The following is a 16,345-nucleotide window of genomic DNA, read 5'->3' on the forward strand; positions in this document are numbered from 1 at the left end:
CCGCTGGGGCTAGAACCCCACTCTATTCCCTTTCTATAAACAGGGAGCCCCGCTGGGGCTAGAACCTCTATCTAATCCCTCTATAAACGGGAATGCCGCTCTGCGGCTATTCAAAAAACTCGAACAAATACTCACTCTTATGCGGGATCTGAAATTTCTCTAAAAAACTTCTATACTCCTCCTGAAACGTCTTCTTTCGATGGTGTTCTTCCTGATTCATTATATAACTCACTACCGAATGAATATGTGAATGCGAGTACGAAAACACGCCGAAACCTTCCTGCCAGGCGAACCTGGACTTCATCCAGCTTTGTGCATTGATAAACTCGTTGCTCTCAACTTTAATCTCTTTCACAAAGTCGGAGATTGAAAGTACCGGTTTAAAACCGACGAAAATATGTACGTGATCAGGCATACAATTCACCGCAAGCATTTTGGCTTTACGATTCTCAACCAACCTCGTCAGGTACTTATGTAGCTCTTCCTTATGTTCTTTCGGGATCAGGCTTTGTCTGCTTTTGACGCCAAAAACAAATTGCAGGTAAATCTGCGAAAAAGTATCTGCCATTAATTAAGTGTGTGTTAAATCTTCAAACTTCTATATCTGCTCAAAATAACGCTTTCTTTCCCAGTCTGTGACCGAAGTATCGTAAGCTCTTTGTTCCGTTCGGAAGAAATGGGTGTAGTGCTGTACTACTTCGCTCCCGAAGGCATTTTTGGCAAATTCACTGTGCTCAAACATGTTCACTGCTTCTGCCAAAGTATAGGGTACCCTCGGTAAATGTGCTGCGGCGTAAATGTCGCCTTCGAAACATTCGGGTGGCTCGATCTTGTTTTTAATCCCGGCCAGGCCCGAGGCGAGGGAAGCTGCGAATGCAAGATATGGGTTGCAGTCTGCGCCGGGAATGCGGCATTCGATGCGCAGACTTTTGCCGCCGCCTACTACTCTGAACCCGGCTGTCCGGTTATCATAGCTCCAAGCCAGACGCGTGGGCGCCCAGGATCCGTCTACAAAACGTTTGTAAGAGTTAACTGTCGGTGCGTAAAATGGCATTACGTCGGGTACGTGCCTGATCCAGCCGCCCAAAAACCAACGGAACAGATCCGATCCTTTTACCGGTCCAAACTCCTGATCTCCCGCAAATGCATTTTCGCCATTTTGCCATAAACTCATGTGAATGTGGCTGCTGGATCCCTCCTGGTCTGTCGCGAACTTGGCCATAAACGTAACCGAAAGTCCCATTGCATCAGCCACTTCTTTCATGCATTGCTTGTAAACCACGTGGTTATCTGCCATCGAAAGCACATCCGAGTATTGCACATTCAGCTCGTGCTGGCCGAGCCCCCACTCTCCTTTTGATGTTTCAACCGGTATCCCGGAGTTTTTTAAATGCCTTCTTACAACCGAAGTAAATTTCTCATTCCTCGTTCCCTGTAAAATGTGATAATCTTCCAGGTAATATCCGGCCGGCGAAAGGTTCTGATAATTTTGTTGAAAAGCCTGTTTATAGGAGTTTTCTAAAAGGTAATATTCAAGTTCAGAAGCTGCAAAACAATACATTTGATCGGCAGCCAGCTGGTCAAGCTGCTTTCTGAGAATGGATCTGGGTGCGATGCTTTCAGGAATGTGGGACTTATCATTGTACACATCACAAATTACCAGGGCCGTTTTTTCAAGCCAGTCGGCAATGCGCAGGGTGTTAAAATCGGGTACGAGGTGGAAATCGCCGTAGCCGAGCTCCCAATTGGCATATTCATAACCTGGCACAGGTTCCATGGTCACATCTGTGGTGAGCAGGTAGTTGCAGGCGTGGGTACCGTCTTCCAACATTGAATCCACGAAGTACTCTGCGTCCACACGCTTTCCTAACAAGCGGCCGTAGTGGTCTGTAAAACCTACTATAATTGTTTCAATAACCTCTTCACCAACCTTCTTCCTCAGTTCTTCTGTCGTAAGAAATCCTCGTTTTTCCATTAAAAAAGGTTTAAAGCGAATCAGTTAGCGCAGTTTATCAATCTTAACACTCATCGGGAATTTCAATACCACCTTTTTACCCGAAGCCTTTTCAAGAACCGGGGTCAGTATCTTGCGGGCGTTTTCTTTGGTTTGTTCCAAAATGCCCATATCCTGCGCCGATTTCAGGATCTGCTTTTCGGCATCCTTATATGCTTCTTCCACCAGCTTCCCTTCTTCACTGAATGCAAATTCGGTATTGTAGATTTTAGACTTACTATGATCAATCTTGAATACACAAAGTTCAGGTTCAGGCATATTAACAACCAGGGTTTCGTCTTCGGAAGATATATCCGCGATCTCCACCTGCGTCAGGTCCACGCAACCAATTGCTTCTCCCTGTACAATCAAAACGGCTTTTGCATTTGGAAGAAACGTTTTGACAACCTCCCGTTCCACCACATCTTTGAAGTTATACTTCACCAGTTCCAGCTTGCCCATCGCGCTGATCTCCTGCAAAACGAGCGTGTGCGTGGTCTCAGTCTTGTTTTCCAATCCAAACCCGAACCAGTTTGGTACCCCATTGCCGGAGCGGAAATTGGACCATATTGATTGAATCCCGGCTATCAGGAGGACCAAAACCAACAAACGCACTACCCAGGATAACAATCGCATTGAATTCTGTTTTATCTCAAAACTTCTAACCTGTCCTGATCCTCAGCTGCTTTCGCCATTTTTTGGGCGATGATACTGGCGGCGATCAGCTGCAATGCATGATAGATCATGATCGGCAGCAGCATAATACCAGCCTGAGGACCTGCAAACAACACTTTGGACATTACCGCACCTTGCACCAGCGACTTTTTTGACCCGCAAAAAACAGCAGTAACCTTGTCTTCCCGGTTAAACCTAAGCAGACTACTGATGAATGTCAGCAGGAAATAGATCGCGAAAAATAGTGCCAGCATTCCTATTCCTAAAAATACGATTTCTTTCAATCCAAGCGAACTAAACAGGTGTTCTCCGAAAGATTCACAAAATGAAGTGTACACGATCAGTAAAATAGAAGACTGGTCGAAATAACGAATGTATTTTTTGTTCTTTTCGGCAAAATGTCCCCAACGTTTGTTAAGCAGGATACCCGCAAATACCGGTAATAATACTTGCAATGCGAGCTTTCCTACTACCGAAAGCAAATCAAAATGTCCGGGGCCGGTGTCCATCACCATTCCCATCCATAGCGGCGTTATAAAAACACCGATCAGACTTGAAATACTTGCATTGAAAATGGCCGCCGGGATGTTTCCCCGCGCAATGGAAACCATCACCACAGAGGACGAAACGGTCGAAGGCAGGGAAGTAAGAAAGAAGATACCCAGCCAGAGCGTGCGATCCTCGTCACTCACGAACAACGGGCGACAGGCCAGTGCAACCAATGGAAAGAGCACAAAAGTCGATACATGCACCATGAAATGCAGCCGCCAGTTTGTCAATCCCTCCCTCAGCTTTTCGGGACTTAACCTGAGTCCGTAAAAGAAGAAAATAATGGAAACTGCGTACGTTGAAATATCCGAAAGTGGTACCGGACTATCTTTCATCCCCGGTGCCGGCCAGAGCCAGGCAAGGAATATCATGCTGAGCAATGCGAGCATGAAACCATCTAATCCGGCCTTTTTAGCTGTTTCAAGTATTTTACTCATAATCAAATTTTCATTCCGGCTCTCGCGGGACTTCCTGCGCAGCCAGCAAAAGAAGGATAAAAGTTGATTAATCAAAATCCCGCTTCTGCTTATTAGATTTACGCTCACACCAGCAATAGTGGTTCCAAACTCGATCTAAATATGAAAAATATACTTCTCAGCACCATTTTGCTTTTGTTAACCGCACCTGGTTTTGCCCAATGGAAACTGGTCTGGGCCGATGAATTTGACAGTGAAGGCGCGCCTGATGATAAAAACTGGAAAGCGGAAGAAGGTTTTGTAAGAAACCACGAGCTGCAATTTTACCAGGCTCAGAATGCGTATTGCAAAGGCGGTTATCTGATCATTGAGGCTAAAAAAGAACAGGTGAGAAATCCGGCTTACAAGGCAGGAAGCAAGAAATGGAACGAAGGCCGCGAAATTTCTGAATATACCTCCGCCAGTCTGATCACGCGGGGAAAGCAAAGCTTTCAGTATGGAAGGTTTGAAATGCGGGCCAAAATTGATACAAGAGCAGGCTTGTGGCCGGCATTCTGGACTTTGGGAAATACCGGAGAGTGGCCGGACAATGGAGAGATCGATATTATGGAATATTACCGGGGTATGCTGCTCGCCAACATTGCCTGGGGCTCCAAGGAAAGGTACAAGCCGGTTTGGAATTCTGTTAAAAAGCCGATTAAAGAATTCAATGATCCGGATTGGTCAGACAAATTCCACACCTGGCGAATGGACTGGGATGAAAAATCGATCAAGCTGTATGTTGACGATATCCTGCTGGCTTCACAGGATACCGATCCGAAGATGAACCTGAAAAACAAGCAGGTTGCGCCCTTTCATCAGCCGCACTACATTCTGGTCGGAATGGCGATCGGTGGTGACAATGGAGGCGATCCGGCCGGGACGGAATTCCCTGCGAGATACGAAATCGACTACGTGCGGGTTTATCAGCAGAAGTAAATTACCTGCTTACCAGATCGGGCTTAACCTTTTTCAGGCTCCGTTTCACAGGTTTCGGAGCCTTATTTCTTCTGCCCCACCAGATCAGGAACCCGGTAACCGGCAGCGACGCGCAGATCAGGCTTGCGAAGAACACCAGGATTTTGCCAGGCAGACCGAGAATAGCGCCTACGTGGATATCGTAATTCATCCGGCGCAGCGTTTCCCCGAAGTTGGCATCTTTGTAATTACCTGAATAAGGCCCTGTTGCCTTGATTTCTTTCAGGGTATGCTGGTCGAAATAGTGGTAATCGACATTGTAATAGGTACCCTCGCGGAAATTCACATAGGAAAAGATCGACTCTGACCTGAGGTGCGGAATGGAGATATTGAGACTGGCATATTTGGGATATTGTTTTTGCAGCTTGTTCCAGGCCTGGTCCACAGCCTGCACCGGCGCTCCGACGGCCGGAACTACCGTCGTATCTGATGCAGGATTATAATATATCGCCGAACCTTTTCCGCCCGTAGCGGTGTAAACTCCCTGTGAAAACCACTCAAAGCCCCACACCAGTCCCGTTAAAGACAGGATTACGCCGATTGACATAATGTAAAAACCCAGCACATTATGCAGATCATAGTTTTTCCGTCGCCAGGCTGCATTCCATTTAATAGAAAACCGCTGCTTTGAAGCCGCCTTGTTTTTCGGCCACCACAAAACCAAACCGGTAATCATCATCACAAAAAAGACCAAAGTAGCCGAAGCGACGACAGGCTGACCGATTTTCTCCGGCAACCACAGATAATAATGCCCGTGCAGTATAAAGTGGAAAAAGTCGCCGTCTTCATTCCAGACTTTGGCTACTTTTCCGGTATATGGATTGAGATAAACGACATAATAGTATTCAGGATCAAGGTTGTAGAAGCCTACCTGCGCATTCCTGCCCGGAACATCGTAGAGCACTCCGTTGGTCTTTTTGCCCGGAAGATGCTTTTCAGCCTCAGCCGCCAATACCGAGGGCGAGAGCAACTTACCCTCCTTTGGCGAGTCGATAAACATGTAAGGTTGTGTAAAACTCTTGATTTCCTGCTCGAATGCGAGAATGCAACCCGTAACCGAGATTACGAAAACAAGCACTCCCGAAACAAGTCCCAGGTAGAGGTGAAGTTTGCCTAACAGTTTTTTCATTGAAGCTGCGATATCTTAATTAGACTGATTCAAGATACGAAGGTAAACCTTCATTCCAAATGCAGCATCCTTTAAGCAGAAAAAATATCGTAATTTTGCACTCTTAAAATCCGGACAGGGTTATAATAGTGCCATTTACTTGAACAATCGGGGCTACTGCCTGACGCTAACAGCTTTTATGAAATACAGCGAATATAAAAATCTGAGTTATCCGCAAATCGGGGACGAAGTACTGAAATTCTGGAAAGACCGGGAGATCTTCGAAGCCTCTGTAACAACCCGCGAAGGCGCACCCACTTTTACCTTTTTCGAAGGTCCGCCTTCGGCAAATGGAACGCCGGGCATTCACCACGTCATGGCGCGGGCGATCAAGGATATTTTTTGCCGGTATAAAACATTGCAGGGATTCCAGGTGAAACGCAAAGGCGGCTGGGATACCCACGGACTTCCTGTTGAATTGCAGGTCGAAAAAGAGCTTGGAATCACCAAAGAAGATATCGGAAAAACTATTTCGGTTGAAGAATACAATGAAAGATGCCGCCAGACGGTCATGAAATTCACAGATCAATGGAATGATCTGACTGAAAAAATGGGCTACTGGGTAGATCTGGAAGATCCTTATATTACCTATAAAAGCGAGTATATCGAAAGCCTCTGGAACCTGCTCAAAAAGCTGTACGACAAAGGTTTGCTTTACAAAGGCTACACCATCCAGCCTTACTCGCCCGCAGCCGGAACCGGCCTTTCGTCGCACGAGCTGAATATGCCGGGTACCTATAAAGATGTAAAGGATTCCACGATCGTGGCGATGTTTAAGGTGAAGGAGGCAGGTAAATGGCCGGTATTCGCTGAATCAGCAGACCAGGATATCCGCATACTGGCCTGGACTACCACACCCTGGACTTTGCCCGCCAACTCTGCATTGACAGTTGGTGCAAATATCAACTATGTACTGGTTGAAACTTACAATCCTTACACCCACGCGCCGGTGACTGTTGTTTTGGCCAAAGATCTGTTGGGTAAATATTTTAGTGAAAAAGGCCAGAACGGAGATTTCGAAGGTTATGCAGCCAGTGATAAAAAGCTGCTTCCGTGGCGGGTATTGAAAGAATTCAAAGGCAAAGACCTGGAAGGTGTCGAATACGAACAGCTACTACCTTACATTCAGCCGGCGACTCCTGCATTCCGCGTGATCCTCGGGGATTTTGTAACAACCGAAGACGGTACCGGGGTGGTGCATACTTCGCCTACTTTCGGTGCAGACGATTTCCGGGTTGCGCAGGCAAATGGAATTCCTGCGATTATGGTCAAAGATGAAAATGGCAAAGAAGTGCCTATCGTTGACCGCACCGGGCGTTTTGTAAAAGAAATCACCGACTACGCAGGCCGCTTTGTAAAACCAGAATATTATTCGCAGGAAGAACAGGACGATCCTGAATTCAGGGCTACGGACGTTATGATCGCGATCAAGCTGAAAGAAGAAGGAAAAGCTTTCAAAGTAGAGAAGTATGAGCACCCCTACCCGCATTGCTGGCGGACCGACAAACCCGTGCTCTACTACCCGCTCGACAGCTGGTTTATCCGCACTACTGCGGTGAAAGACAGGCTGGTTGAATTGAATAAAACCATCAACTGGAAACCGGAAAGCACCGGAACCGGCCGCTTTGGCAACTGGCTCGAAAACCTGGTAGACTGGAACCTGTCGCGCTCTCGCTACTGGGGTACTCCCCTGCCGATTTGGCGAAACGATTACGGAGACGAAGTGTGTGTAGGTTCGATAGCAGAGTTGAAAGACCTGCTGGAAGAAGCAGCTATCTCCGGCCATTTGACGAAAGAACAAGCCTGGCATAACTCGGAATATTTGCTAAAACTGGAAAACGGCGAGGCAGATTTGCACAGACCTTACGTGGACAATGTCGTACTTGTTTCGAAACAAGGTCACGTGATGCACCGCGAGCCGGACCTGATCGACGTTTGGTTTGATTCAGGCGCAATGCCTTATGCACAGTGGCATTATCCATTTGAAAACCAGGAAATATTTGACAAAAGCTACCCTGCCGATTTTATTTCGGAAGGTGTGGACCAGACACGCGGCTGGTTCTTTACGCTCCACGCGATTGCCGGAATGCTATTCGATTCAGTTGCATTCAAGAATGTAGTGTCGACGGGTTTGGTTTTGGATAAAAATGGAAACAAAATGTCCAAGCGCCTCGGAAACGCAGTTGATCCATTCTCGACGCTGGCGCAATACGGCCCTGACGCGACGCGCTGGTACATGATCACCAATGCAGAACCCTGGGATAACCTGAAATTCAACATTGTCGGGATCGGAGAAGTACAGCGGAAGTTTTTTGGTACACTTGTTAATACCTACAATTTCTTCGCATTGTACGCGAACCTCGACGGATACGAATTTCATGAAGCAAACTCGGTTCCGATTGAAAAAAGAACCGAGCTCGACCGCTGGATTTTATCCAAACTGAATACATTGATCAAAGAGGTTGGCGAGCAGTTTGATGATTACAACCCGACAAAAGCGGGCCGCCTTGTACAGGATTTTGTGACAGATCAGCTTTCCAACTGGTATATCCGCCTGAACCGCCGCCGCTTCTGGAACCCCTCACAGGAACAAGGTACCGGGCTGACAGACGACAAACTGGCTGCTTACGAAACTTTGCAGCACTGCCTGGTAACTGTCGCGCAGTTAATGTCGCCCATTGCACCATTCTTTGGAGAATGGTTGTACAAAAACCTGACGGACGGAGACCGGGATCTGGCAGTACAGCACGATTCTGCTTATAAATACGATTCCGTGCACCTGACTTACTGGCCGAATATCGAAGCTGAATATGTGGACGCAGATCTGGAAGAATCGATGGAGCTGGCGCAGCGGATCAGCTCGCTGGTGCATTCGATCCGGAAGGGATACAAACTGAAAGTACGTCAGCCGCTTTCGAAAATCCTGATCCCGGTTTTGAGTGAAAATACAAAACGTCAGATCGAGCAGGTTTCGGGCATTATCCTCACGGAGGTGAATGTGAAAACGATCGAGTTCGTGCACGATGACAGCGGCATTTTGAAGAAAAAGATCAAACCTAACTTCAAAACGCTCGGACCGAAATTTGGTCCGAAAATGAAGGAAGTAGCCGCTGCTATTTCAGCGATGAACGAAGCTGAAATCAAAACAATCGAAAGCAACTCGAACATTACTTTGCAAGGTGCAAGTGGCCCGCTGGATATCGCATTGACCGACGTAGAGATTATCGCGGAAGATGTTCCGGGCTGGCTGGTAGCGAGTGAAGGCGGCCTCACAGTTGCATTGGATATTACAGTTACCGATGAACTCCGCCTCGAAGGTATCGCCCGCGACTTCGTAAACCGGGTTCAGAACCTGCGCAAAGACAGCGGCTTTGAGGTTACTGACAAGATTCGCATTACTTTGCAAAACAACGATACCCTGCTCGCCAGCGCAGTAAGTGCAAACAAGGAATACATTTGCCAGGAAGTACAAGCGCTGGATTTAAACCTGGTTACTGATCTGAATGGAGCAGCAACCGAGATTGAAATGGATGAATTTTTGCTGAAAGTGAAGATCGAAGTGGCTTCCTAAATTCGGTAATTAATCTGTTCAAATATTAAAAAAGTAAGGCTATCAGTGGCAGCACCGATAGCCTTACTTTTTTTTTACAACTATTCCCAGCCGCCGCCTAGTGAGCGATACAGCTCGATCAATGCCAGAAACTGCTCTTTTTGAACATTGGTAAGGTTTAATTCAGCTTCCAGCGCACTTCTTTGCGCAGTAATTACTTCCAGGTAAGATGCATATCCGGTCTGGAATAGGTCTTTTGAGGTAGCAATGGATTGTTGCAGTACCTCTACTTCCTGCCTTTTCAAATCGCTGATTTTGCGCGTGTTTTCTATTTTCTTCAAGCTGGTACTTACTTCCTGAAAACCTGTCAGCACCGATTTATTATAAGCCAGTAAAGCTTCCCGGCTGGCAGCTTCTGCCCTTCTTTGTCCGGCTTTCAATGCTTTTCTGTTAACCAGCGGAGCAGCCAATCCGCCCAATGCAGTGTACGCCAGCGAACCGGGTGAGAACAGCAAGTTGCTCTTGAATGCACTATAACCCAGCATGGCAGTAATGTTCAGCGAGGGCAGAAATGCCAGTTGAGCTGCCTGCTGATCAGAATAGTTGGCGAGCAGGTCGAGTTGCGCCTGCTGGATATCCGGCCTTCTTCTCAACATCGTGGCGGGAATGCCTGCGCTGACAGTTTCAGGAAAAACCTGCTCCAATGTAGTTCCGCGCACAATCGGTTGTGGAAAGCGACCGAGCAGCAGGTTGAGGTTATTTTCTGCCTGTATGATCTGTTGTTGCACGTCGAATTCCAGACTTTGGGTATTTAAAAGCTGTGCTGTCAATTGGCGCACACCAAGCTCATTGGCGCGGCCGGCTTCTTTCTGGATCTTCACCGTTTCCACCGCGGTTTGTTGCAGGTTGATATTTTTACGGATAATATCTAGCTCCGTATCCAGCGCAACCAGCTCATAATAAGAGCTCGCGATCTGGGCTATTAAGCCAGTAACAATAGCTTGGCGGGCTTTTTCGGTGGAAAGTAGCCTGTGGTAAGCCGCTTTCTTTTGAGCGCGCAATTTTCCCCAGATATCGATTTCCCACGAACTCCGTAACCCTACAAAGTAGTCGGGCAGAAAAGGCAATGGGATTTTCCGGTCAGCATCTATGTTTTCAGAAAAATTGGTATCGTAATTACCAACTCCGTCCATGGTATAATCGCCAAACTTCCGCCCGCCGCCGGAAACCTCGGCAGATACAGCAGGAAGCAATGCGCCTTGCGCGATCAGTATATTAGTACGTACCATTTCAATGCGCTGGGCTGCCATTTGCAGATCCAGGTTATCCTGTAATGCCGTATCGATTAATGCAATCAGGTGCTGGTCTTTGAAAAATGATTTCCATTGAATAGCCGCGATGCCGGTAGAATCCGTCTGGTCGGCGAAGTTTTGCGGCGTGCTGATCCTGGCTGCCTGCTCTACGGGTTTGGTGAGCTTGCAGCCGGATAGTATCAGAAGTGTGCTGACGATCAGCAGCAATGAATGTTGCCTTTGGAAGGTTTTCATCAATATTTTGGTAGGATATATGAGAAGGCAGCCGGCGCTCGTCCGGCTGCCTGAATTGATTTCAACTAGTCTAAAACCGGCTCTTCGTGCGTAGCCACGATCTTTTTCGGCTTGCTCGGCCTGATCATACTTGCAAAGAGTACGTACAATCCGGGAATAATAATCACCCCGAACACCGTACCGATGAGCATACCACCTGCCGCCGCAGTACCAATCGAACGGTTTCCGATTGCGCCTGCACCTGATGCCACTACGAGCGGGATCAAACCGGCCACGAATGCAAATGAAGTCATCAGGATGGGACGAAGCCTTTCGGTGGCGCCTTCAAGCACCGCGTCGATTACCGAGCGGCCTTCTTTTTGCCTGATAATGGCGTATTCCACGATCAGGATCGCATTTTTACCCAACAATCCGATCAGCATGACGAGCGAAACCTGTGCGTAAATGTTGTTTTCCAGTCCCATTAATTTCAATGCGAGGAACGCACCGAATACGCCGGTAGGTAGCGAGAGAATTACCGGCAATGGAAGCAAAAAGCTTTCATACTGAGCCGCCAGCAGCAGGTAAACGAAGATCAGACAGATACCGAAAATGTAAATTGCCTGGTTACCTGACAGGATTTCTTCCCGCGTCATACCCGACCAATCGTATGTAAATCCTTTTGGCAAACTCGTGGCAGCTACCCTTTCCACGGCCTTGATCGCGTCACCACTACTATATCCCGGCGCTGCATCTCCGTTGATCATCGCCGAGGTGTACATATTATAGCGCGTCAGGAGTTCAGGTCCGTAAACCCTTTCCAGGCGGATAAATGTCGAGAACGGTACCATTTCGCCCCGGTTATTTTTGACATATAATTTCAAAATATCCTCGGGGCTGCGCCGGAAACTCGGGTCGGCTTGCACCATTACCTTATACATCTGACCAAAACGAATGAAGTTGGATGCGTACAAACTACCGATTAGTGTTTGCAGCGTGCTCATCGCCATATCTACCGAAACGCCCTTTTTAGAGGCAATATCTGCATCTACGTGGATCATATATTGCGGGAAACTGGCGTCGAAGCTACTGAATGCACTGGCTATTTCGGGCGCGGCCATTAAATCCTTCACAAACTGGTTGGTTATCTCAGCCGTTTTTTGAAGATCGTCGCTTCCCGTACGATCTTGTACGCGCAGCTCAAAACCACTTGAATTACCAAAACCCGGAACAGTCGGCGGTGGGAAAAACTGAATGTCGGCATCCGTGATATGCTTCGTTTTCTGCTCCATTTGTGCAATAACCTCCTGAACGGAAGCGGTACGCTGGTCCCAGGGTTTCAGGTTGATCATCGCCATTCCGTACGACGAACCGGCTGACTCCGTGATCAAACTGTATCCTGATAATGAGGAGACAGATTCCACTGGTTCGAGCGACTGCGCTACCTTTTGAATTTCATCCAGAACAGCCTCGGTACGCTCCACAGTGGCCGCAACCGGTGTAGTTACATTCACATTGATTACACCCTGATCCTCTGTCGGGATAAAGCCGGTTGGCAGTATAGTGTTAATTCCATAGGTACCAATGCAGAATGCAAGCAACAGCCCGATCGTGATCATTCTTCTGCCAACAATCACCGAAAGCAGGTTACGGTACTTGTTCGAAATACCAGTATAACCATTGTTGAAACCACGGAAAAAGCGGTCCAGGAGCGTGTTTTTGGAAGGCTGACCATGCGTGTTTTTCAGCATCAATGCACAAAGCGCCGGGGTAAGTGTCAAAGCGTTGATACCCGAGATCACAATGGAAATAGCGAGCGTAATGGAAAACTGGCGGTAGAATATACCGACAGGACCTGACATAAATGCAACAGGAACAAACACTGCGGACATTACCAATGTAATCGCAATGATCGCCCCGCTCATTTCTTTCATAGATTCAATCGTCGCTTCACGCGCATCCAGGTGCTTTTCAGCCATTTTTGCATGCACGGCCTCGACGACGACAATCGCATTATCTACCACAATACCGATTGCCAGTACTAATGCAAATAAAGTCAGCAGGTTGATCGAGAAACCGAACAGCTGCATGAAAGCGAATGTACCTACGAGTGCCACCGGTACTGCCAAAGCAGGAATGATGGTCGATCTGAAATCCTGCAAAAACAGGTATACGATGATAATTACGAGGATAAATGCCTCAATCAGCGTACGTACAACCTCGTGGATAGAAGCGTCGAGGAAACGCGAAACGTCGTACGAGACGAAGTAGTCCATTCCAGGAGGGAAAGTGGTCGTTTTCAGCTCAGCAACCTTATCCTTGATGTTCTGAATTACTTCCTGCGCATTGGAGCCGGGACGCTGCTTGATCATAATCGAAGCGGACGGTTTCCCATTGGATTTGGAGGCCATATCATATTCCAGCGTACCAAATTCAATGTCGGCCACATCCTTCAATTTCAGCATGGAACCATCAGGATTTGACCTCAGCACAATATTCTCGTATTGCTCAGGTTCGAAAAGTTTTCCGGTATATTTTAAAACATACTGTAAAACCTGCTGCTCACGACCCGACGCCACACCCGTTTTCCCGGGAGCGGCAACTACGTTCTGGTCGCGGATTGCCTGAACCACTTCATCGGCGGACACATTGTAGCTGTTCATCCGATCGGGTTTAAGCCACACGCGCATCGAATAATCCTTGCTACCCATAATCTGGGCCCGGCCGACACCGTCGATCCTTTTCAGCTCTTTAAGAATGTTAATATCGGCAAAGTTGTACACAAAATCTTCCGCAATGGAGGTATCTGAACTCATAATGTCCAGGTACATCAGCATACTGTTCACCTCTTTCTCCGTAGTAACACCTGCCTTGATTACTTCTTCAGGAAGCTCGTCAATAACGGTTTGTACCCGGTTCTGAACGTTTACAGCAGCGAGGTCGGGATCTACGCCCACGTTAAATGAAATCGTAATGGTGGTTACACCGTCGTTACCGGATACGCTGGTCATGTAAGTCATGCCAGGCACACCGTTGATCGCCCTTTCGAGGGGTACTGCCACTGCATCCACGCAAACCTCGGAGTTCGCGCCGGTATAAGTTGCGGTAACTACCACAGAAGGCGGCACAATGTCCGGGAACTGCGAAACAGGGAGGCTTGTAAATGCTAAAAGCCCGAGAAGGGTTATAAAAATGGAGATAACCAGTGACAGCACTGGTCTCTCTATGAATTTTTGAAACATGATTGTTAGTTCAGGTGAAACAAATAGATCCTACCGGGCTGTAAGCTCGATTTTGCTGGCCCCGGTTTTGAGGCTGTCCATTGTAATGGTTTTCGGATTGATCGTCGCGCCGTCCTTCAATCCCTGAAGTCCTTCGCACACGATCGTTTCACCTGATTCCAGTCCTGACTTTACAACATAGTAACCCGATAGCCTTGATTTAGGCACGAAGCTTCTCGTTTTGATTTTATTGTCTTTGCCCAGAACATACACAAAGTTCTTGTCCTGAATTTCAAATGCCGCTTTCTGCGGGATCAGGATCGCATTCTCAACCGTGTTGGTGAGCCTGATGGTACCTGTCGAACCGTGTTTCAACAATTTATCGGGATTTGAAAACCGCGCACGGAATGCGATGGAGCCGGTACCTTCGTCAAACGCACCTTCCATTGTTTCAATGGTCCCTTTGTGTTTGAAGAAAGATCCGTCAGCCAGTTCAAGTTCAACGATCGCGCCTTTGTTGGTTGCGCCTCTTGCACGCACATATTCGAGGTATTCGTTTTCAGATACATTGAAATAAGCGAAAACAGCCTTCGTGTCAGACAGTGTGGTCAAGAGTGTTCCTTCGTCGATCAGACTGCCCATCTTATGTGGTATCCTGTCGATAATTCCGTCAAAAGGTGCTTTGATCTGGGTTCTTGCGAGCTGGATGGATGCATTGGATTTTTCAGAACGCGCCTCTTCAATCCGGGCATGTGCAGCAGCCAGCTTGGCTTCTGCCACTTCCATTTCTGATTTTGCAACTACGTTTTTATCTACCAATACCTTCACCCGCTTCATTTCCAGCTCGGCGCCTTTTGCTTCTGCTATCGCGCTCTGCAGATTTGCTTTTGCCTTGGCCAGTTGGGCTTCATATTCTTCATTGTTGATGCGGAAAAGTACCTGTCCTTTTCTCACTTCCTTGCCTTCGTCAACATATACTTCTTCCAGGTATCCCTTTACGCGTGCGTATATTTCAACGTTTCTGACTGCGTGTATATCACCGACGTATTCGCGGTGCAGGTCTGTTTTCTGTGGTTTCAGCTCAGTTACCGGAATGGTACGAATGCTGTCGCTTGTTCCGGAAGTGGTTTCACTTTTCGATGCACAGCCAAATGCAAATGCGCTGATAAACAGGAAAAGCGGCCATTTTAAATTTTTCATGAGAGTAGTTGAAATGGTGGTAATGTGGTTGGGGTGAATAGAAATAGCCAGGCGCCCGATCGGGCACATAGTAAATGATCACAGGACCGGGCGGCCAATAGCCACGCGGTGATCCTGTCCGTTGTGTATCAAACGGAAATTATAGGGAGCTGAAAAGGGACGTCAGAAAGGGCAGAGACGGTGAAGAAAACCGTAGTAGCCAGGTAGCACAAGGGTACCTTTAGCAATAGAAGGTAATGCAACAGACTCCCGGACAACCTTGGAAATCTGGGTAATGTGATATTCGAGCGTAGTCTGCTGAGCGACGATTGTGATGAACCGGTAAGAAGAATGCCGGTGGCGCAACAGGTCTGTTAAACTCTCTTTCCATTCAAACTCATCGGCTCTGACAATTGCCTGATTCTTGGGCAAAGTATCATCCTCAATGACAAAATTATCGTCCTCTTCGGCAGATAAAACAGTATGGATGGAGAAGTTGCTGGTACCAAGTTCCAGTTTGCACACCGAGCCCGACTGTTCCGCCAGTACAGGTGAAACGAGCAAGTGCGCAAGGCAGAAAAACAATACAAAAGCTCTTTTTATCATGATGCTGATTGTGATCAGTACATTGAAAAATTCATACTTTTATAATGAATTCAAGATTAATTGGAACAATGAATACGGAATGTTAATATAGGTACCCAGTAGGCCAAATATAACAATTCAAATGTACAAACCAAATTTTAAGCGTTGTTAATGAGTGTTAACAAGTTTGTTTTAGAATAAAAAGTATGCTAAAACTGGTTTTCTCCAAAATTTTCATCAACTTTTCATGATTCCACAAAATTTCTTAATTGAGGGTGAAAAGTACCTGAACAAGTCTGCGCAAATGTGCCCGGATATTGAAAGTTATGCTATTCTATGGATGTGAGGCCAATCAGGATCGGGCGTTTTGTACTGACTAAAATGACTGCTGCGGACAGTGAAAAGTACTACCTGCTCAGCAACAATGATGCGGTTATGAAATTTGTGACGGGCTATGCACTTAATC

Annotated in this window: 12 protein-coding genes; 3 read left to right on the forward strand and 9 right to left on the reverse strand. The window is 47.2% G+C overall.

The window, feature by feature from the left end; all coding sequences use genetic code 11:
* Positions 1-106: 106 nt before the first annotated feature.
* From tnpA to ACTIE6_RS02170, 4 genes are read right to left on the reverse strand one after another with little or no spacing between them, the layout of a single operon-like run.
* Positions 107-568, reverse strand: coding sequence for an IS200/IS605 family transposase (tnpA, locus tag ACTIE6_RS02155; protein ID WP_439555064.1), 462 nt, complete (start codon positions 566-568; stop codon positions 107-109).
* A gap of 30 nt (positions 569-598) precedes the next feature.
* A complete protein-coding gene (locus tag ACTIE6_RS02160) occupies positions 599-1,975 on the reverse strand; it encodes a glutamine synthetase family protein (protein WP_439555065.1) in 1,377 nt (458 codons plus the stop codon).
* A gap of 24 nt (positions 1,976-1,999) precedes the next feature.
* Positions 2,000-2,629 carry a DUF4230 domain-containing protein gene (locus ACTIE6_RS02165; RefSeq protein WP_439555066.1) on the reverse strand — a complete coding sequence of 210 codons (630 nt, stop codon included), beginning with the start codon at positions 2,627-2,629 and terminating at the stop codon, positions 2,000-2,002.
* 11 nt (positions 2,630-2,640) lie between these two features.
* Positions 2,641-3,654: a bile acid:sodium symporter family protein gene (locus ACTIE6_RS02170; RefSeq protein WP_439555067.1), complete on the reverse strand. Its 1,014-nt coding sequence runs from the start codon at positions 3,652-3,654 to the stop codon at positions 2,641-2,643.
* A gap of 141 nt (positions 3,655-3,795) precedes the next feature.
* Here ACTIE6_RS02170 and ACTIE6_RS02175 point away from each other — a divergent pair, with 141 nt between their 5' ends.
* Entirely contained in the window at positions 3,796-4,611 is an 816-nt protein-coding gene (locus ACTIE6_RS02175; protein WP_439555068.1) for a glycoside hydrolase family 16 protein, read from the forward strand.
* A gap of 1 nt (position 4,612) precedes the next feature.
* Here the strand turns inward: ACTIE6_RS02175 and ACTIE6_RS02180 are convergent, their stop codons facing one another.
* Entirely contained in the window at positions 4,613-5,779 is a 1,167-nt protein-coding gene (locus ACTIE6_RS02180; RefSeq protein ID WP_439555069.1) for a PepSY-associated TM helix domain-containing protein, read from the reverse strand.
* 178 nt (positions 5,780-5,957) lie between these two features.
* Here ACTIE6_RS02180 and ileS point away from each other — a divergent pair, with 178 nt between their 5' ends.
* Entirely contained in the window at positions 5,958-9,389 is a 3,432-nt protein-coding gene (gene ileS, locus ACTIE6_RS02185) for an isoleucine--tRNA ligase (protein WP_439555070.1), read from the forward strand.
* An 80-nt stretch (positions 9,390-9,469) separates the two neighbouring features.
* Here ileS and ACTIE6_RS02190 read toward each other — a convergent pair whose 3' ends face one another.
* From ACTIE6_RS02190 to ACTIE6_RS02205, 4 genes are all read right to left on the reverse strand, one after another.
* Complete coding sequence (locus ACTIE6_RS02190; RefSeq protein WP_439555071.1) at positions 9,470-10,915, reverse strand: efflux transporter outer membrane subunit; 1,446 nt, start codon at positions 10,913-10,915, stop codon at positions 9,470-9,472.
* A 65-nt stretch (positions 10,916-10,980) separates the two neighbouring features.
* Entirely contained in the window at positions 10,981-14,136 is a 3,156-nt protein-coding gene (locus ACTIE6_RS02195; RefSeq protein ID WP_439555072.1) for an efflux RND transporter permease subunit, read from the reverse strand.
* Positions 14,137-14,166: 30 nt separating this feature from the next.
* Positions 14,167-15,315, reverse strand: coding sequence for an efflux RND transporter periplasmic adaptor subunit (locus ACTIE6_RS02200; protein ID WP_439555073.1), 1,149 nt, complete (start codon positions 15,313-15,315; stop codon positions 14,167-14,169).
* Positions 15,316-15,477: 162 nt separating this feature from the next.
* Positions 15,478-15,900 (reverse strand): hypothetical protein, encoded by a 423-nt coding sequence (locus ACTIE6_RS02205; protein WP_439555074.1) that lies wholly within the window; start codon positions 15,898-15,900, stop codon positions 15,478-15,480.
* Positions 15,901-16,260: 360 nt separating this feature from the next.
* On the opposite strand from ACTIE6_RS02205, the gene ACTIE6_RS02210 reads away from it, so the two are divergent.
* On the forward strand, positions 16,261-16,345 hold an 85-nt coding region (locus tag ACTIE6_RS02210), incomplete at its 3' end, for a hypothetical protein (RefSeq protein WP_439555094.1).

The organism is Dyadobacter sp., from assembly GCF_051859145.1.
Classification (GTDB): domain Bacteria; phylum Bacteroidota; class Bacteroidia; order Cytophagales; family Spirosomataceae; genus Dyadobacter.